The sequence below is a fragment of the Mesorhizobium sp. BAC0120 genome, assembly GCF_033542235.1.
Taxonomy (GTDB): Bacteria; Pseudomonadota; Alphaproteobacteria; order Rhizobiales; family Rhizobiaceae; genus JAWRCU01.
This window is the reverse complement of the sequence record NZ_JAWRCU010000012.1, coordinates 86,681-104,576: the sequence shown is the minus strand read 5'-3', so window position 1 is coordinate 104,576 and position 17,896 is coordinate 86,681. Positions and strand designations below refer to the sequence as shown.

The 17,896-nt window shown below is 61.3% G+C and carries 20 protein-coding genes; 5 read left to right on the top strand and 15 right to left on the bottom strand.

Annotation, left to right across the window (positions count from 1 at the left end):
- Positions 1–71: 71 nt before the first annotated feature.
- The 4 genes from ccoP to ccoN are packed head-to-tail and all read right to left on the bottom strand — an operon-like array spanning position 72 to position 3,456.
- Positions 72–935: a cytochrome-c oxidase, cbb3-type subunit III gene (gene ccoP / locus SAZ10_RS23965; protein ID WP_318611910.1), complete on the bottom strand. Its 864-nt coding sequence runs from the start codon at positions 933–935 to the stop codon at positions 72–74.
- Between the two features lies 1 nt (position 936).
- Positions 937–1,089 carry a cbb3-type cytochrome c oxidase subunit 3 gene (locus SAZ10_RS23960; RefSeq protein WP_318611909.1) on the bottom strand — a complete coding sequence of 51 codons (153 nt, stop codon included), beginning with the start codon at positions 1,087–1,089 and terminating at the stop codon, positions 937–939.
- Positions 1,090–1,098: 9 nt separating this feature from the next.
- Complete coding sequence (ccoO, locus tag SAZ10_RS23955) at positions 1,099–1,830, bottom strand: cytochrome-c oxidase, cbb3-type subunit II (protein WP_318611908.1); 732 nt, start codon at positions 1,828–1,830, stop codon at positions 1,099–1,101.
- Positions 1,831–1,839: 9 nt separating this feature from the next.
- Complete coding sequence (gene ccoN, locus SAZ10_RS23950) at positions 1,840–3,456, bottom strand: cytochrome-c oxidase, cbb3-type subunit I (RefSeq protein ID WP_318611907.1); 1,617 nt, start codon at positions 3,454–3,456, stop codon at positions 1,840–1,842.
- A 233-nt stretch (positions 3,457–3,689) separates the two neighbouring features.
- On the opposite strand from ccoN, the gene SAZ10_RS23945 reads away from it, so the two are divergent.
- A complete protein-coding gene (locus tag SAZ10_RS23945) occupies positions 3,690–4,121 on the top strand; it encodes a hemerythrin domain-containing protein (protein WP_318611906.1) in 432 nt (143 codons plus the stop codon).
- Positions 4,122–4,141: 20 nt separating this feature from the next.
- Here SAZ10_RS23945 and SAZ10_RS23940 read toward each other — a convergent pair whose 3' ends face one another.
- Positions 4,142–4,870: a Crp/Fnr family transcriptional regulator gene (locus SAZ10_RS23940; RefSeq protein WP_318611905.1), complete on the bottom strand. Its 729-nt coding sequence runs from the start codon at positions 4,868–4,870 to the stop codon at positions 4,142–4,144.
- A gap of 145 nt (positions 4,871–5,015) precedes the next feature.
- Between SAZ10_RS23940 and mgtA the strand changes: the two genes are divergently transcribed.
- Both mgtA and SAZ10_RS23930 read left to right on the top strand, forming a co-directional pair.
- Complete coding sequence (gene mgtA / locus SAZ10_RS23935) at positions 5,016–7,724, top strand: magnesium-translocating P-type ATPase (protein ID WP_318611904.1); 2,709 nt, start codon at positions 5,016–5,018, stop codon at positions 7,722–7,724.
- Positions 7,721–8,737, top strand: coding sequence for an ABC transporter ATP-binding protein (locus tag SAZ10_RS23930; protein WP_318611903.1), 1,017 nt, complete (start codon positions 7,721–7,723; stop codon positions 8,735–8,737). The genes mgtA and SAZ10_RS23930 overlap by 4 nt, the downstream gene beginning before the upstream one ends.
- Positions 8,738–8,793: 56 nt before the next feature.
- Here the strand turns inward: SAZ10_RS23930 and SAZ10_RS23925 are convergent, their stop codons facing one another.
- From SAZ10_RS23925 to SAZ10_RS23910, 4 genes are all read right to left on the bottom strand, one after another.
- The gene (locus tag SAZ10_RS23925; RefSeq protein ID WP_318611902.1) at positions 8,794–9,447 is read right to left on the bottom strand and encodes a helix-turn-helix domain-containing protein; all 654 of its coding nucleotides are present in this window, start codon (positions 9,445–9,447) and stop codon (positions 8,794–8,796) included.
- A gap of 82 nt (positions 9,448–9,529) precedes the next feature.
- Complete coding sequence (locus tag SAZ10_RS23920; protein ID WP_318611901.1) at positions 9,530–9,895, bottom strand: hypothetical protein; 366 nt, start codon at positions 9,893–9,895, stop codon at positions 9,530–9,532.
- A gap of 113 nt (positions 9,896–10,008) precedes the next feature.
- On the bottom strand, positions 10,009–10,626 hold the full coding sequence (gene fixJ / locus SAZ10_RS23915; protein WP_412535288.1) for a response regulator FixJ: 618 nt from the start codon (positions 10,624–10,626) through the stop codon (positions 10,009–10,011).
- Positions 10,613–12,118 (bottom strand): PAS domain S-box protein, encoded by a 1,506-nt coding sequence (locus tag SAZ10_RS23910; protein WP_318611900.1) that lies wholly within the window; start codon positions 12,116–12,118, stop codon positions 10,613–10,615. Before SAZ10_RS23910 ends, fixJ begins: the two co-directional genes overlap by 14 nt.
- Positions 12,119–12,362: 244 nt before the next feature.
- Between SAZ10_RS23910 and SAZ10_RS23905 the strand changes: the two genes are divergently transcribed.
- Positions 12,363–13,346, top strand: a complete 984-nt coding sequence (locus tag SAZ10_RS23905; protein WP_318611899.1) for a zinc-dependent alcohol dehydrogenase family protein — start codon at positions 12,363–12,365, stop codon at positions 13,344–13,346.
- A gap of 102 nt (positions 13,347–13,448) precedes the next feature.
- Here SAZ10_RS23905 and SAZ10_RS23900 read toward each other — a convergent pair whose 3' ends face one another.
- Genes SAZ10_RS23900 through SAZ10_RS23890 form a run of 3 tightly spaced genes read right to left on the bottom strand, consistent with a single transcriptional unit; the run spans position 13,449 to position 14,751 of the window.
- Positions 13,449–14,039 (bottom strand): NAD(P)H-dependent oxidoreductase, encoded by a 591-nt coding sequence (locus tag SAZ10_RS23900; protein WP_318611898.1) that lies wholly within the window; start codon positions 14,037–14,039, stop codon positions 13,449–13,451.
- 34 nt (positions 14,040–14,073) lie between these two features.
- Positions 14,074–14,313, bottom strand: a complete 240-nt coding sequence (locus tag SAZ10_RS23895; protein ID WP_318611897.1) for a hypothetical protein — start codon at positions 14,311–14,313, stop codon at positions 14,074–14,076.
- Between the two features lie 51 nt (positions 14,314–14,364).
- Complete coding sequence (locus SAZ10_RS23890; protein ID WP_318611896.1) at positions 14,365–14,751, bottom strand: hypothetical protein; 387 nt, start codon at positions 14,749–14,751, stop codon at positions 14,365–14,367.
- A gap of 327 nt (positions 14,752–15,078) precedes the next feature.
- Between SAZ10_RS23890 and SAZ10_RS23885 the strand changes: the two genes are divergently transcribed.
- Positions 15,079–15,561, top strand: a complete 483-nt coding sequence (locus SAZ10_RS23885) for a hypothetical protein (RefSeq protein ID WP_318611895.1) — start codon at positions 15,079–15,081, stop codon at positions 15,559–15,561.
- A 118-nt stretch (positions 15,562–15,679) separates the two neighbouring features.
- Here SAZ10_RS23885 and SAZ10_RS23880 read toward each other — a convergent pair whose 3' ends face one another.
- The 3 genes from SAZ10_RS23880 to SAZ10_RS23870 are packed head-to-tail and all read right to left on the bottom strand — an operon-like array spanning position 15,680 to position 17,824.
- A complete protein-coding gene (locus tag SAZ10_RS23880) occupies positions 15,680–16,933 on the bottom strand; it encodes an MgtC/SapB family protein (protein ID WP_318611894.1) in 1,254 nt (417 codons plus the stop codon).
- Between the two features lie 14 nt (positions 16,934–16,947).
- A complete protein-coding gene (gene trxC, locus SAZ10_RS23875) occupies positions 16,948–17,394 on the bottom strand; it encodes a thioredoxin TrxC (protein ID WP_318611893.1) in 447 nt (148 codons plus the stop codon).
- A gap of 43 nt (positions 17,395–17,437) precedes the next feature.
- A complete protein-coding gene (locus tag SAZ10_RS23870; protein WP_318611997.1) occupies positions 17,438–17,824 on the bottom strand; it encodes a DUF302 domain-containing protein in 387 nt (128 codons plus the stop codon).
- Between the last annotated feature and the right edge of the window lie 72 nt (positions 17,825–17,896).

Sequence of the window (17,896 nt, the reverse complement as noted above, 5' to 3'; positions counted from 1 at the left end):
ACCAGAAGGCCCGGCTTTTGAGCCGGGCCTCCGCGCCGGGAGGGGGGGCCGGGAATAGCTGCCCCCGCGAGCTATTCCCCTCCGCCCAGCGAATGGACGAAAACGGCGAGCTCCTTGACAGTGGTATCGCCGAGCCGTGCACCCCAGGCCGGCATGATGCCGTGCTTCGGCGCACGGACCTGTGCTGCAATTGCCGCTTCGCCCTTGCCATAGAGCCATATGGCATCGGTCAGGTTCGGGGCGCCGAGCTCGCGATTGCCCTTGGCGTCATTGCCGTGACAGCTCGCGCAGTTTTCCGCAAAGACCGTGGCCCCCGCTGCGGCCAAGCCCTTGTCGTTTGCCGGACCTGACAGGCTGGCCACAAAGGCGCTGACCTGAGCGATCTGATCGGCATCGAGAATGTCGCCGAACGCCGGCATTTCCGAAACGCGTGTTTCGTCGTCCGCGGCAAAGCGGATGCCGTGCGCAATCGTCAGATAGATTGCGTCCAGCGAACCTCCCCACAGCCAGTCGTCGTCGTTGAGATTGGGATAGCCGCTCCCGCCGGCCGCACCCGAGCCGTGACATGGAATACAGTTCACCTTGAAAGCGGCAGCACCGGCCGCCGTCGCAAACTCCCGCAGTTGATCGTCGGCTGCGATCTCGTCGACAGTCTTGGCCCGGATCGCCTCCACATAGACCGCCTGCGCGGCGCTGGCGGCCGCCAGCTCGCCCTTGATCTCCGCGCGGCTGGAATAGCCGAGGAGGCCGGGCGTGGCCGAGCGAAGAAGCGGCCAGGCGGGATAGGCGATCGTATAGGCGAGCGCCCACACGATCGTGCCGTAGAAGGTCCAGACCCACCAGCGCGGCAGCGGGTTGTTGAGCTCCTTGATGCCGTCCCACTCGTGACCGGTGGTGGAAACGCCGGAAAGCTCGTCAATTTGCTTGTCGCTCATGTCAGTCGTCCTTGAGAGGGATCCGGGCGGCTTCGTCGGCGCCCTTCCGGCCGCCGGGCCGGAACACGAAGGCGATTGCACCGACGAAGAACAGGGTCATGAAGAGCAAGCCCCAGCTGTCGGCGAAGTGGCGCATGGCCGTGTAGGTCTCCATCGCCCCTCCTCAGCGGTAGCCGGCTGCATCGTCATAGGTGGAGAAATCGACCAGCGTGCCGAGCATCTGCAGGTAGGCGACCAGCGCATCCATCTCGGTCACTGCCTGCGGGTTGCCGTCGAAATCGCCAACCTTTGCCTTAGGGTAGCGCGCTTGCAGTCCGCTCGTATCGGCATTGGGATCGGCTTGCGCCATCAGATCGGCCTCGGCGTTGGCGACCATCTCCTTCGTGTAAGGCACGCCGACATCGATATTGGCGACGAGCTGAGTGGAGAAGTTCTTCACGTCGAGCGCGTTGTCCTTCAGAAATCCGTAGCGGGGCATGATGGACTCGGGCACGACCGAACGCGGGTCCGTAAGGTGCTGGACATGCCACTCGTTGGAGTAGCGGTCGCCGACTCTGGCGAGATCAGGACCGGTCCGCTTCGACCCCCACTGGAAGGGGTGATCGTACATGGATTCGGCCGCGAGGCTGTAATGGCCATACCGCTCGACCTCGTCCCGGAACGGGCGGATCATCTGGCTATGGCAGACATAGCAACCTTCGCGGATGTAGATGTTGCGGCCGGCAAGCTCGAGCGGCGAGTAGGGCCGCATGCCTTCCACCTTCTCAATGGTGTTCTGCAGGTAGAACAACGGTGCGATTTCGACGATGCCGCCGATCGTCACGACCAGCAGGGAGCCCACGAACAACAGCGTGGCGTTCTTTTCGAGGATCGAGTGCTTATCGAGAAGTGACATCGGCGACTCCTATTCGGCAGCCTGAGGTGCGGAAACGCCACCAGGCACCGAGTCGGTCTCCTGCTGGCGGCCGAGGATCGTCATGCCGACGTTCCAGGCCATGATCAGCGCGCCGGCGAGGTAGAGCCCACCGCCGAGGGCACGCAGCACATAGTAGGGATGCATGGCGGCGACGCTCTCGGCGAAGGAGTAGACGAGGAAGCCCTGCTCGTCGTATTCGCGCCACATCAGCCCCTGCTGAATACCGGCAACCCACATGACGGCCGCATAGATGACGATGCCGAGGGTCGCGAGCCAGAAGTGCCAGGTGACCAGCCGTAGCGAGTAGAGCCGCTCCCGATTCCAGAGTTGCGGGACCATGTAGTAGATCGCGCCGAAGCTGATCATGCCGACCCAGCCAAGCGCGCCGGAATGCACGTGGCCGATCGTCCAGTCGGTGTAGTGGCTGAGCGAATTGACCGCCTTGATCGACATCATCGGGCCTTCGAAGGTCGACATTCCGTAGAAGGCGATGGCGATCACCATCATGCGGATGATGGGATCGGTGCGGATTTTGTCCCAGGCGCCCGAGAGCGTCATCAGGCCGTTGATCATGCCGCCCCAGGAAGGCATCCACAGCATGATCGAGAACACCATGCCGAGCGTCTGCGCCCAATCGGGCAGCGCCGTGTAGTGGAGATGGTGGGGACCAGCCCAGATATAGAGGAAGATCAGCGCCCAGAAATGGATGATCGACAGGCGGTATGAATAGACCGGCCGATTGGCCTGCTTCGGCACGAAATAATACATCATGCCGAGGAAGCCGGCGGTCAGGAAAAAGCCGACCGCATTATGGCCGTACCACCACTGTGTCAGCGCGTCCTGCACGCCGGAGAACAGCGAATAGCTCTTCGAGCCGAGGAAAGAGACGGGCACGGCGAGATTGTTCACCACGTGCAGCATCGCGATGGTGACGATGAAGGCGAGATAGAACCAGTTCGCGACGTAGATGTGCGGCTCTTTGCGCTTCAGGATCGTGCCGAGGAACACGACGAGATAGGCGACCCAGACCACGGTGAGCCAGAGGTCCACATACCATTCCGGCTCGGCATATTCACGGCTCTGGGTGATGCCGAGCAGATAGCCTGAGGCGGCCATGACAATGAAAAGCTGGTAGCCCCAGAACACGAACCAGGCGAGGTTGCCGCCGAACAGCCTCGCGCGCGTCGTCCGCTGCACCACGTAGAAGGAGGTCGCCATCAGCGCGTTGCCGCCGAAGGCGAAGATGACCGCCGAGGTGTGCAGCGGCCGCATGCGCCCGAAATTGAACCAGGGCTCGATGTTGAGATTCGGATAGGCGAGTTGCAGGGCGATGACCACGCCGACCAGAAGCCCTACCACCGCCCAGAACACCGTCGCGATCGAGCCGTAGCGGATCGGCCCGTCCATATAGGCCGAATTGCCGCCGGCAATCTGCTTTTCCGGCCCGAAGCTCGTGGCCCGCAAAAGCAGGACTGTGCCGCACACCAGCACGAAGAACAGGACCCACATGTGGGCCCGGAATGGCTCGTCCGCGGCAAATGCCGCGCCGAGCAGTGCAAAAAATGCCGCCAGTCCGACAAGGACGATTTCGGCTCCGTATTTCATCGATGATCCCCAACCGTGCTTAGAGCGGGCGCCGCTTTTCCGCGGTGCGCGCGCAGCAATTCCCGGTTGGCGCCGACCGCGCCTTGATCCAGGTCAAGGCCGAAAATTTCCCGCGTCGACACTGTCAGCTGAAACGGAACGACCTGGAGAGATCGTTGTCTGCGAAAGACGTCTCAGGGACTTCGCTATTGGATGGCTGCGCCACCCCTCACGAGGAGCCAGATGGCCAACAGATGGAAACCCTGCCCGCGGCAGTCATGAAACGCGCCCACTTCGAAAAGCTTCGTCTTTGCGAAGGGCTCGAGGAGATCGCGGACTCGCTTCCCGACCATGTCGACCGGCTCAAATGCCTCGGGATCGCCAATCTGTTGGTCCCCCTCCTGCGCAACGTTCACAGGTATGAGGAGGATATGATCTTTCCAGCCTATGAGACGGCGGTCGGCCGGGGGAACGAAGGATCGACAATACCGAGACTGCTGGTGGAGCACGTCGAGGACGAGTGCTTCGCAAACGAAGTTACCGAGGTCCTGTTGGCGATCGGCCACGGAGAACCGATCACGAATGCCGATGCGATAGGCTTCATGTTACGCGGCATGTTCGAAACGCTGCGCAGGCACATCGCTTTCGAACGCGAACACGTGCTGCCGCTGATCAGTGCGGCTTAAGTCGAACAATGGGCGCCGCTCTACTGGCCGGCACGGCGTTCCAATCGCGCAATGTCGTGGATCACCACGTGGCGATTGTTCTCGATGCGGATTAAGCCTTGGGTGCGCAGCTTCGTAAGCTGGCGGCTTACCGTCTCAATCGTCAGGCCCAGAAAATCGGCGATATCCGAACGGGTCAGCGGCAGATCGAACGCCTTCGAGCGCGTATCCGAGCCGCCCGTCGGGTCGATGTTGCGGGCAATGAGCAATAGGAAGCTCGCGACCTTCTCGGCAGCCGTCTTGCGACCGAGCGTCACCAGCCAGTCCCGCGCCTCGTCCAGTTGTTTCAGCGTCTGATTGAGCAGGCGGCGCTCCAACTCGGGCGATTCCTTCATCATCCGCTCGACGGTCGCCTTCGGAAAGGAGCACAGGGAGACCGTCGTCACGGCTTCAGCGTTCATGGCGCTTTCGGCCTTGAAGGGTCTGCCCAGGAAATCCGGTGCAAACTGCAGCCCGACGATCTGCTGACGTCCATCCTTCAGCGTCTTGGTGAGCTTCACCACGCCCGACAGCACGTTCGAATAGCGTTCGACCAGCTCCGCCTCCCCGATCAATTCCGCCCCGGTCGGTACCTCGCGCCTCGAGGATGTCTTGGATAGCGCTATCAGCTGCTGCGGATCGAGCGCCCCGCAGAGGCCGCGATGCCGTGCCTCACATGCATGGCAGAGCGCAGGAATATCGGAATTATGAACATCTCGCCGCTGAAGCATCGTGAGAAACCACCCTTCAGCGCAGACCCTAGCATCGTGTGCACGGGCACGGCTTGCGGCAAATTGGCCGCGAACCCGGCTCAACGATCTAAGTTGTTGATGTCCGTCAAGGAAACGAACGGCCGCTCCCGCTATGCAAGCACGCATGATCGAGGATTCAGCCTCCACGGCGTGGCACGGTCCGAGCGGGCCCTATTGGTCGCAGCCGGTCGAGGCGGTGCTGCAGTTTTGCGGCTCGAAGCCCAATGGCCTGACGTCGGCCGACGCGCGCGACAGGCTTTCGCGGCACGGACCAAACACGCTCACCAACGATCGGCACGAACAGGCGATGGTGGTTCTGCTGAGGCAATTCCGCAGTCCGCTGGTGATGATCCTGATCTTCGCGGCGATCGTTTCCGGTGTGGTTGGCGAGGGCCGCGAAGCAGTCATCATCGGAGCGATCATCCTGGCAAGCTGCGGGCTCGGCTTCACTCAGGAGTATGGCGCATCCCGCGCGGTCGAGGCGCTGAAAAAACAGCTCTCCCGCAAGTCACTCGTGCTGCGGGACGGCGTGGGAGCGAACATCTCCGTCGAGGAAATCGTTCCGGGCGATGTGCTGAAGCTCTCCGCAGGCGACCTTGTCCCGGCTGACGGAATTCTGCTTGAGGCACGCGATCTCAACGTCAGCGAATCCATCCTTACCGGCGAGTCTTTTCCCGCAGTGAAGGCGCCCGGCATATGTCCGGCGAACACCACGATCGGCCTAAGAACAAATTGCGTCTTCGCCGGCACTTCGGTGCGTAGCGGCACTGGTGCCGCGCTTGTCGTATCGACCGGCGGCAATACGGAATTCGCCCACATCGCCCATGCGATCGAGCGGAGAGTTCCAGAAACCGGATTTGCCAAAGGCATACGCCGCTTCGGTTATCTGATGACCGAGGTGATGATGGTGATCGTCATCATCGTCTTCGCGGCGAACCTGCTGCTGCACCGCCCACTTGTCGAATCCTTGTTGTTTTCGCTGGCTCTTGCCGTAGGCCTCACCCCCGAGCTTCTGCCGGCCATCATCAGCGTCACGCTGGCTCGCGGCGCTGCCGCAATGGCGAAAAGCGGCGTCATCGTGCGACGTCTCGAGGCGATCGAGAACCTCGGCAGCATGGATATCCTCTGCACCGACAAGACAGGCACACTGACCGAAGGAGCGATCAGGCTGGATCGTTCCGTTGATATTGAGGGACAGCCATCAGACGACATTCTCCGGTGGGCGCGTTTCAACGCAATGCTGCAGACCGGGATTAGAAACCCGCTGGACGACGCAATCATCGCGGCGGCATCTGCGGGCGAGCGACCGGTGGCGGTCCCTTCCAAGGTGGAAGAGCTTCCCTATGACTTCGTCCGCAAGCGGCTCTCAGTCGTCGTGCGCGAAAACTCGGTGACCGATCTGATGATCTGCAAGGGCGCCGTCCGCGAGGTGCTGTCGGTCTCGACGGAGGTGCTCATGGACGGCCGCGCTGAAGCTCTGAGCGACCGTCACAGGCGTGAAATCGACGCCCGGGTGATGCAGTGGAGCGAGCAAGGCTTTCGCACGCTGGCGCTCGCCGTCCGCTGCTTCGGCCCAAAGCCGAGATATGAGCGCGCCGACGAGGCAGGGCTGCAACTCGCCGGCTTCCTGCTGTTTTTGGATCCACCCAAGAAGGATATCGCGCGAACGCTCAAGGCGCTCGCGGAGCGTGGCGTGCGGGTGAAGATGATTACGGGCGACAACCGTTACGTCGCGCGTCACCTGGCGGAAACCGTCGGCCTTGCAAACCGGAGCATGATGACGGGGGAAGAACTCTCCAGCCTGACCAGGAATGCACTGTTCGGCCGCGTCCAGACGGTCGATCTTTTCGTTGAGATCGACCCCAATCAGAAGGAACGCATCGTCGAGGCTCTGCGCCGGCGCGGCCACGTTGTCGGTTATCTCGGCGACGGCATCAACGATGCGCCGGCCCTGCACGACGCCGATGTCGGCATTTCGGTCGACGGCGCAGTGGATGTGGCACGCGAGGCAGCGGACATGGTCCTGCTGCAGCGAGACCTCGGCGTGCTCATGCGTGGTATCGACGACGGCCGCAAGACCTTCGCCAACACGATGAAATACATCTCCATAACCACCAGCGCCAATTTCGGGAACATGATCAGCATGGCGTTTGCCTCGCCGCTCCTGCCGTTCCTGCCGATGCTTGCGCCGCAGATTCTGCTCAACAACCTGCTTTCCAGCTTCCCAGGATTGGCGATCGCCACCGACAATGTCGACGAGGAGGAAGTACATGCGCCGCGCGTCTGGGATATCGGCTTCGTGCGCCGCTTCATGGTTCGCTTCGGCCTGATCAGCTCGTTCTTCGACGCCGCGACCTTTGCCTTCCTGCTCATTGTCGCGCGGGCCGGCGCCGCAACATTCCAAACCGGCTGGTTCGTGGAATCGCTCCTGACGCAGCTTGCGATCCTGTTGATTATCCGCACACGCAGGCCCGCATGGCGAAGCCAGCCCAGTCGACTGATCGCCTGGCTTACGGTTGCGGTCGCTGTCCTTGCGGTCGCGATTCCGTATCTGCCTGGCTCCTCCTGGATCGGCTTCGTTCCGCTGCCCTGGCCGATTCTGGCGGGCATTGTCGGCATAACGTTCGCATATGCCGTTGTTTCGGAATGGACCAAGCGCCGCTTCTTCGGGCACGACCGGACTCGTTCGGAACGGCAACGTCGCGCGAAGACAGAGCGAGCAACCGACCGTGCCGCGATCGAGGATCACCGTTCTACGGCCTATCGGCGCCGACCTCTATCTCCATCCGGGATCGGCTCGGCAACCGAGACCACCGGAGCGCGCCGAAGGTGAGCGGATTTCTCGCAAGAATAACACATCGTTTTGTGCCCTATGCCGCAGCAGCCGACGTGATGCGCCCGAACCAGAAGTTCCGCAGCTTCGTCTGGCGCGCGAGCGGGATGCATCAGGTCTATGTCAGCGCGATCGCGATTTCCGTCGCGCTGGCCAATTTTGTGCCGATCGACCTGCAGAGGCGGGTCGTCGATATCGCGATCACCGACAGGGATGTCCGGGCGCTCCTTGTGCTCGGCGGGCTCTATCTCGCGGCAATACTGGTGTATTCAGGGCTGAAATATGCGCTGATCATCTATCAGGGCTGGGTCGGAGAGAGCGTGGTGAAGGCGGCACGCGACCAGCTCGCGCTCGTCGCAACCGAACGATCCGCGCTGGAACACGCGAGGATCGGGCAGACCGCCAGCATCATCGGCAGCGAGATCGACGATGTCGGCGTATTCGTCGGTACCAGCATATCCGGATGTGTCGTGGACGTGACGATGATGGTCTCCGTCGCCTTGTACATGATCTACATGCAGCCGATTATCGCGCTGGTCAGCGGGATATCGCTGCTGCCGCAGGTCCTGCTCGCCCTCTACATGCAGAGGCCCCTGAACACACTGGTGGAGAGGCAGGTCGCGCTGGTGCGAAAGCTCGGCAACCAGGCGGTCAATTCCTTCGGCAGCCACTCGACGAAACGCCGGACAACCTTCCGCACCATCCGCACGATTTTCAGCAACCGTATCGAACTTTACTTGTTGAAATTCGGGCTGAAGACGCTGCTCAACATAGCCAGCGCCGTGGGGTCACTCCTCGTCCTGATTATCGGTGGATATCTGGTAATCCGCGGGCAGACGACGATCGGCGCTGTCGTCGCCTTCATTTCGGGCTTCCAGCGTTTGTCCGACCCTTTGGGCGACCTTCTCGAGTTCTACCGCAATTATTCGCAGACGAAGGTGCAGTTTCGGATGATTGTCCAATGGGTGGACGGCACGGTCCCGGCCGGACACTCCACGAATGCGCGGGCTTGATCGTCGGGTTGGACCACGCAGGAAGAATAGTTCGTCCGACCAGGCAGATCCTCCGCCTACTCGTTCATATCTCTCAGCGCACGCCAATTGGAGATCACAACACTGCGGTTGCCGGACAGCTGGATGATCCGCTGCTGCCTCAGCTTGGAAAAGACGCGTGATACCGTCTCGATCGTCAGCCCCAGATAATCGGCAATATCGCTGCGGGACATCGGCAGCTCAAACTGGTCGAGGCTACCTTGCCGCTCCGCCATATCCAGAAGAAATGCCGCAACCCGTTCCGTGGCATTCTGGCGCCCAAGCACCAGGAGGTGCTCCTGGGCACGCACCAGGCCTTGCAGCGCCAGCGGCAGGATCTTGTGCGCCGTCTCGGTGCCCGATGAAAGGCGTGCCGTGCGAATACCGGTAGCGCCGACAGCCTCCGCAAAAAAATGATGCGTGCCGCCGGCTTCGAACCCGAAAACCTCGCCGCTCATGTGGAAAGCAGAAATCTGCCTGCGGCCATCGGCAAGCAGCCGGTAGATCCGCACGCAACCGAAGCCCACCTGGTACAGGTTCTGTGCCTCCTCGCCTTGCGCATAAATCTCGGAGCCTGCCGAGTAGAACGAAATCGGCTGCGCCGAGATCGGAAACAGACCCTGCAAGGCGTCTGGTCCGCCTTCGGTTCTTGTCGATACCGTCGAAAATCCCTTGATCGTGTGGATGGTCATGATCCGCTCCCGGTGAATGCTGTGGAGAGATCAATCGCGCAAATCGCAATCGCGAAAAATTCGGTTAGGTCCGTACGGGAAACTACGTAGCCTGCCGCAGAGCGCCGGCTGCCAAACTGTTCGCGACCGCATCGACGAGGGACGACCCGAGCAACGGCTTCATGACCGCCGTATGCGCAAATTCCGGAGGTATCTCTCGAAGCGTGTCGATCAGGAGAATGGCCGGTCGGCCCAGGCTGCCAAGCCGCTCCCATCCTCCGCTGCGAACATCGATCGCATTCTCGTCGACGACGATACAGTCGACGGCCGACACCTGCGGACAGTCGGAGAGAGCCGGCAGCTGTGAGGTAACCGACAAACCAAAGCCTTCCGACTCCAATGCGAAGATGATCGAGCGCCGCAGGTCGTCGTCCGGTACCACGACCAAAATGGTGTGATGTGGACTCACAAGTGATCTTTCTCTGGCAACGGACGGTCACCCGACCATCCTTGCGGCATCCTAGGCAGGCCGGAAGCGGGACGCATTGCGGTAAATCAAAGCGCGCTTCGAGCTTGACGGAATCACTTGAGATCGAAGTGGGCGGCGAGGGCCATGCGGACGAGTTCGGGAAGGCTCCTTGCTTCCATCTTGGCCATCACATTCGCTCGATGGACCTCGACCGTGCGTGGGCTGATGTCGAGATCGTACGCGATCGTCTTGTTCGGCAGGCCAGCAACGACGCCGGACAATACTTCGCGCTCCCGATCGCTCAAAAGTCCGAGCCGGGCTCTTATTGCGGACACGTCCTGCTCGGCGTTGTCTTTGGACAGTTCCTCGGCTGCGCGCTTGATAGCATCGATGAGCACCTCATCCTCAAACGGCTTTTCGATGAAATCGAGCGCGCCCGCCTTCATGGCTTCGACGGCCATCGGAACGTCGCCGTGGCCCGTGATGACAATGGAAGGGATTCTCGTCGGCAAATTACGCAACTTCTGAAGAAGCTCGACTCCGCTCATGTCCGGCATTCTGAGGTCAGTCACCAGGCAGCCGTTCTTGATCGACGGCGCCGTTGCCGCGAAGGCGGTGGCGGAGTCGTGCAGGCGGACGGTAAAGCCTGCCACCGTCAGCAGAAATGCCAGGGATTTCCTGACTGGCTCCTCGTCATCGACGATGTGGACGATGTAGTCACCGATCTCCATGCGGCTCGTCATCCTTGTAGGCCGGCAAGGTGAAGCGGAAGGTGGCTCCGCCTTGCGCGTTTCGGCAGACCTCTATCATACCGCCATGCGCTTCGACGATACGCTTGGAAATCGATAGCCCAATCCCCATGCCGCTCGCCTTGGTGGTGACGAATGGCCGGAAGAGCTGAGAGGCGATTTCTTCCGGAATTCCCGGACCGGTATCCGAGACCTCGACCATCACCTTGTTTGGCCCGGATGGCGTCGTGCGTATTGTAAGCAGGCGCGTTTCGCTGTCGCGCATCGCCTCCATGGCATTGCGCATCAGGTTGATCAAAACCTGCTGGATCTGTACCCTGTCGGCCAAGACGAGCTCCGCGCCCGGCGCGAAGGCGAAAACCGATCGGACGCCTAGCTCTCTCGAGCCAACCAGCGCCAGAGCGCCGGCCTCCTCTACGAGCTTGCGAATATCCTCCGGCGCCCTCTCGGTGTCGCCGCGCATCACGAACTCCCGCAGATGGCGAATGATCTGGCCAGCCCGAAGCGATTGCCTGGATATTTCCTCCAACGCTTCGCGCAACCTCGTCGAGAGCGCATCCGGCATGTCGCGCAATACGCGCGCGCTGCCCTGCGCGTAGTTTGCAATGGCAGAGAGTGGCTGGTTCAACTCATGGGCAAGCGTCGACGCCATTTCGCCGAGTTCGTTCAGGCGAGCAAGTCGGGCGAGTTCGCCCTGAATCTCTTGCAGGCGCGCCGCGGTCTCTTCTCTTTCCGTCAAATCCCGAACGAACCCGGTGAAATATGTCTGGTCGCCGGACTTCATCTCACCGACGGCAAGCTTCATCGGGAAGGTGGAGCCGTCCTTGCGCCGTCCGACCACCACGCGATCGATCCCGATGATGCGTCTCTCGCCCGTCTCGATATATCTGTTGATGTAGGCGTCATGGGCGCTTTGATAGGGCTCCGGCATAAGAATTTTGACATTCTGGCCGATGGCTTCATTCTCCTCATAGCCAAACTGGCGGATGGCAGACGCGTTGAAGGACATGATCTTGCCGGCCTTGTCGATGACGATCGTCGCATCTGGCACGGTGTCGAGGATGGAGCTCAGATGAGCCTCTCGTTCGTCGAGAATTCGCTTCGTCTGACTGATCGATCGCCAGGCCCGGTGCAGCAGTTCTCCCGCCGCGACAATGGCAAGCCCGACGAGGATGACTATGACTAGTTCTACGGCACCACGAGCGTCGCCGATCTGAAAGGCACGGATGCTGAGCATGGCCAGCAGCGTCAGAACAAGCGATGTGAGTCCCGGGCCCATGCCACCGGCAATCGAGGCAAGGAGGATTGCCGGAACGAAGAGCGCGAAGAGCACACGGTCCCCGAGTACTCCCTGAAGCGAAAGGCGGAGCACAAAAGCGGCCGCGACCGCCCCGACAGCAACCGCGTATCCGATTACTCTTTGACGTGGGCTGGAAGAGACGGAATACAGTACGCGGCTGAAATGATCGGTCATGGCTCGCCGGCACATTGTTCCTTGGGACGAACGGTCGCCTCCCCGGTGGCGGCCCATCCCCAGTCGGCCATCCTAATGGCGGAATTGGCGCAAATCCACCCGAGCCTGATTGATCCGAGTCAACGCGCCAGCGCTCGAGTTGCCCGATGGTTCAGATCATCGAGCGGATTGCCCACGCTCAATCGTGAGGTGAAGATTCGATCTCACCCCGGCGATGCCCAAACGGCCGTGCATTGGAGTTGTCATGAGGGCGATGATCCTGGAGAAAGTCGGGCAGCCGCTGCGACCGATCGAACGGCCTGACCCGGAACCCGGCCACGGCGAAATTCGCTTGAAGATCGAGGCATGCGCCGTCTGCCGGACCGACCTGCACGTGATCGACGGCGATTTGCCTGATCCGAAACTGCCGGTAATTCCCGGTCATGAGATCGTCGGTATCGTGGAATCGGTCGGCAAAGGGGTCGATTCAACCAGGCTTGGCCGACGAGTCGGCGTCCCCTGGCTCGGACACACTTGCGGCGCGTGCTCCTACTGCAAACAGGGCATGGAAAACCTCTGCGACCGGCCGCAATTTACCGGCTATACGCGCGACGGCGGCTTTGCCAGCCACGCGATAGCGGATGCGGCTTACGCCTTCGATCTAGACGCTGACGTCGATCCGGCATCGCAGGCGCCGCTGCTCTGCGCCGGACTGATCGGCTGGCGATCGCTGAAGAAGGCCTGCGACGGAAAAAGGCTCGGCCTCTACGGCTTCGGCGCCGCCGCCCACATCATCGCCCAGGTCGCCATTTGGCAAGGCCGGCAGATCTTTGCCTTCACGCGCCACGGCGATACCGACGCGCAGGCCTTTGCGCGCTCGCTCGGCGCGACATGGGCAGGCGGCTCCGACGAGAACCCGGCCGATCCTCTCGACGCTGCGATCATCTTCGCCCCTGTCGGAGACTTGGTTCCGGCCGCGCTGCACGCGGTTCGCAAGGGCGGCAGGGTGGTTTGCGGCGGCATCCACATGAGCGACATTCCGAGCATGCCCTACCGGCTGCTGTGGGAGGAGCGCGAGCTCGTGTCGGTTGCCAACCTGACCCGCCGCGATGCCGAGGAGTTCTTTCCGATAGCCGCGCGCGCAGGCGTGCGCACCCATACCAGGCCCTACCCACTGGAATCAGCCAACCAGGCGCTCGATGACCTGCGCTCGGGAAAGCTGAGCGGCGCGGCGGTGCTGATCCCGTAAAGAGGGTTCGGATGGAGTGGCGCGCGTCGCACGCCGCTTTAACCACTTTGTCTGCGCATCGGATTTGTCCGAAAACCGCCAAGCCTTTTTCGGTCCGACGCCCTACCCTGCCCGCTCGCCGAGCCTACGCATCTGCTCGAGCCACTTGCCGTGCTTCTTGTCGCCGCCCGAACCGACCATGCCGAACAGAGTCTCGTGCACGGGCTTGATGCCGACAAAATTCAGGATGTTGCGGCGCATGCCGGCGATGCCGTGGCCCAGGAACCAGAAGCGATAGAAGAGCCCCGGCATGCCCATGGTAACGACGACACGAGCCGAGCGGCCGGCAAGAAGGGTCTTGGGAAATCCTCCGCCTTTCTCAGGGTAGGCGAAGGCGACTCCCGGTCGCATCACCTGCTCGAGAAAGGCCTTCAGCAGGGCCGGCATCGTGCCCAGCCAAAGCGGAAAGACGAATACCAGGTGCTCTGCCCAGACGACAGCCTCTGCCGCCGACTTCAGGCTTTCGGGAACCGCGCCATGTTCGAAATCCTCCGCCCTGCGGAGAACAGGGAAGTCGATAGCGGCGATATCGATCAGGCGCAGGATGTGCCCGCCTCGCTCGACACCCTCGGCATAGGACTTGGCGAGCGCCCGGCAGAGACGCTGCGGCCCCGGATCCGGGTGGCCGATGACGAGCAGAATACGGCGAGGCATCTTCTATTGCTCTGCTCTAACCTGGTTCGAGGCGCTACGAGTCACGAGGGACCAACCCTCCCGCCCTCGAGGTACCGGTCGCATCGGTTCCGCAGTTATGCATCAACAGGTCGGAAGGCTTTTCCTTGACATCCAGATAGCTGCCGTCTTCGCCCTCATAGGGCCAGCAAATGCGTGAGCCCCAAGGATGCTCGATGATGTGAGTGGCCAGCTCCAGATTGACATGAATTGTCAGATCCTTGGATTTGTGATGGCACTTGACCCAGTTGGTCATGGCAAGCTCCGAACTTTCTTGCGCAGCGGCAACGGGAAGCCGCGCTTAGCGTCAGGGCTTCTCCACTCTCGCGACTTGATAGGTGTGCATCGCGCCGTTGCTCTTGATCGAGACGTATTCCCCGGTCACGAAACGCTCCTCGCCGAGGCGGAAGCCGACCTCGTCGTCGCGGTCGCCTGCCACATAGTCGAAATACCACTGGCCGCCGGGCTTGCGCCGTAAACGTCCGACACGTGCGTCGCCGGCGTCAGTGAAATGCCGTACACGACAAAATTCCTGATGCGTTTTCCACTCACGGCCATCGAGATGGCCGTTCTGATCCAGCGGCACGAGAAGGTCATAGCCTTCGTGGCGCCCGCCTTCCGGACGGCCTTTCTCGCGCGCGAGCAGCAATCTCACATTGCGAAAATTCGCGGTCAGGTCCTTCGCGTCGATCATGACTGATCTCCTTGTGAGCCGACAATAGCCGGGCTGGCCGTCGGCTCCCTTGATCGACGTCAAAGCGCATCGCGGGCCAAGCCCAGATTGCCTGCTGCCGGAGTCCCGCGGAACATGGCCGCTCGCCAGTGGAACTGGGCCATCTCAGATTGACGATTCATAACTAACTTTCTGACCTTTGAAGTTCGCTCCTGCGCGTCGTACATTACAGATTTTTAATCACAACATTCATATTGCGTTCATCCGCCATCACATAACTTCTACTCATTCAAAATAACAAACGTTACTTTTGACTGTTCTGAACTATGCCTGAACCAGGAGAGTCTCGTGAAAATATTAAGCGCAGTTATTCTTTCCGGTGCCGCCGCGATTTTGGCCACAAGCGCTTTTGCCCAAGCCCCTGCCGCAGCGCAAGCGCCCGCCGCCGCGGTCGAAAAGACGGGGAAGCACGAGCATCATGCCTGGCATCATAAAGGCCCGGGCTTTGCGAGGCTCGATGCGAACAAGGACGGCGCGGTCGACCTCGCTGAATTTACCAACATGGATCGTCTGAAGAAGGCGGACGCAAACGGAGACGGGATCCTCAGCCAGGATGAGATCACCGCAATGATCGAGAAGGCCATCCTCGAACGCAAGGTGGAGCGTGCGACACGCCGGCTCGATATAAACGGAGATGGCACGGTCACGCTGGCGGAAATCGAAAAGCAGAAGGCGAAACGATTTGCGGTCATGGATCGCAACGACGATGGCAAGATCGAGAAGTCCGAACTTCGTCCCTGGAAGCGTCGCATGGAGCACAAGGCCGACTGAGGCAGCGCGTAGATCGGACATATTGTAAGAGCGGGCGACTGCGCCCGCTCTCGTCTCAATTTAGAGCGGCGTGAGTTCATGTTGGGTCGCCCACGCCGATTGCTTCGAATCGATCTGATTAGAAGCGAGGCAGGAACAGGAACGCCGTGACGGCGAAGCCGGTGGCACATGCGGTTGCAGCGAGTAGCGGAATCCAGAAGCGCGCCGGGGCGATTGCCACCGCCATCGCCAGCCGCACCAGCGAGTTCACTGCGATCGCGGCGAGCACAGCCTCGCCGACCGCTGCTGCGCTCGCAGACGTTCCAACCAGGCGCAGAGTACTGAGCACGGCCACGTCAACATCGAGCGCGCCGGAAATCGCGGAGGTCGTCACGAGCCCGCCCTCGCCGACATGGCTTGCCAGGGCCGCGTTAACAGTCGACACGCTGCCGAACAGGAGAGCGAACGCAAGCAAGGGTCCCAGTTCGAACGGGCTGCGTGCTGCCTGGTCGACAACAGGGCCATCGCTGATCCTGACCAACAGCAGCATCCCGCTTAGGCCGAAGCCGAGTGCGGCCGCCAGGGCCGTCAGGCCGATCGTGCCCAGGACTTGAGGCTGCACGATCGCAGCAATCACACATACGCGCGTGATCGAGACCATTGCTGCGAGCGAAGCCGCGCCTGCTTTGGGCATTGCGTCGCCGTCGGTCTTGGCGGCACGGCCGAGAGTAAGAGTGACAGCTGTCGAGGAAATCACTGCGCCGGCCAACGCGCTGACCACGAGGCCCCGGGTCGTTCCGAGGACACGCACCGCAACATAGCCGAGAAAGGAAATGGCGGCGGTCAGAACCGTGAAGAACCAGACCTCCCAGGGGTTGAGTCCGCCCCAGGGGTCGATTGTCCGGTTTGGCAGCAGCGGCAGCACGATCGCCGTCATAACCGCCAGGATCAGCGCGGATCGAAGCTCCAGCCATGTCAGCCTTCTAAGCAGCCCATGAAGAATTTCCCGGCTGGCGAGCACTCCGGCCAATCCGGCACCGGCGGCGGCAGCCGCTCGGTGGTCGCCGGCCACAGCAAGCGCGCCGAGCGCGAAGACCGCAAGCCCGGCGATGACGCCGGTGACGCTGAAGTCCTCATCATGCTCGGCCTCACGCCATTTGAACGATGCAAAGACAGCCGCGAATCCGATGAAGCCAGCGATGAGCACCGATGCCGAGCCGAGCGCATTGGCCAGGGCTGCCGCGATACCGCCGAGCAGTCCCGAAATACCGTAGGTGCGGATGCCGGCCGTACGGCTGCGGTCCGGCGCGTCGCGCTCGCGCCAGCCGCGCTCCAACCCCACGAGGAGGCCGATCGCCAAAGCAAGTCCGAGCCTCGGAATCAGTTCTTCCATCGGCAGAATGTCTTTTAAGCAGAGGCCGAAGGCAATTGGTTGCGGACCCAGTCGATGATCTGGGTGGCGCTCTTCGCCCCTGAACTGCGCGCGATCTCCCGACCTCCTTGAAACAGGATCATCGTCGGAATGCCTCGTATGCCGAGCCTTGACGCGACTTCAGGCTGACTATCCGAATTGAGCTTGATGAGCTGCAAATTGGGTTCGAGCGCGCGGGCGGCAGCTTCATAAGCAGGTGCCATCATTCGACACGGACCACACCACGGCGCCCATATGTCGACGAGCACAGGTAAGGTGCTGCGGCTGATATGTCGATCGAACGTCTTCGCGTCGACGTCCTCAGGGCGACCAGCAAACAGTTTGCTGCCGCAGGCGCCGCATTTTGCGGTTTCAGCCGAGCGCGACGGGGGCAGCCGATTCACGGCCGCGCACTTGCCACAAACAACCAGGTTCCCATTCATCGACTCAGCACCCGCTGTCGGGGCTCTCCTTTTGACCTCGTGGTCACAGATTTCTGACCATGTCCTCAAGCAGGCTGCGGACTTCGCCGGCGACATGCGCAAGGTCTGGATTCTCGATAGCGGCCATTGACGCAACAGGATCCACCGCAGCGACCTCGACTTTGCCGGGGTCCGTCTCCTGTACGATCACGTTGCACGGCAGCATGGTGCCGATCTTGTCCTCGGCCTGCAAGGCACGCCACGCGAAGTGCGGATTGCAGGCACCGAGGATGGTGTAGGGCTTGAACTCGACACCGACCTTATTCTTCATCGTGGCACGCACATCGATCGCCGATACGACGCCGAACCCTTTTGCCGCAAGCGCTTGGGTGACGTGGGACACCGCATCGTCGAACTTCATGTCGAGCGTTCTGCTGAAATAGTAGGTCACAAGTTCCTCGCCATTATCCGAAGGACGTTGACTTGAGTTACGTAAGCCCGCATCTGCCAAAAATATTCGCTG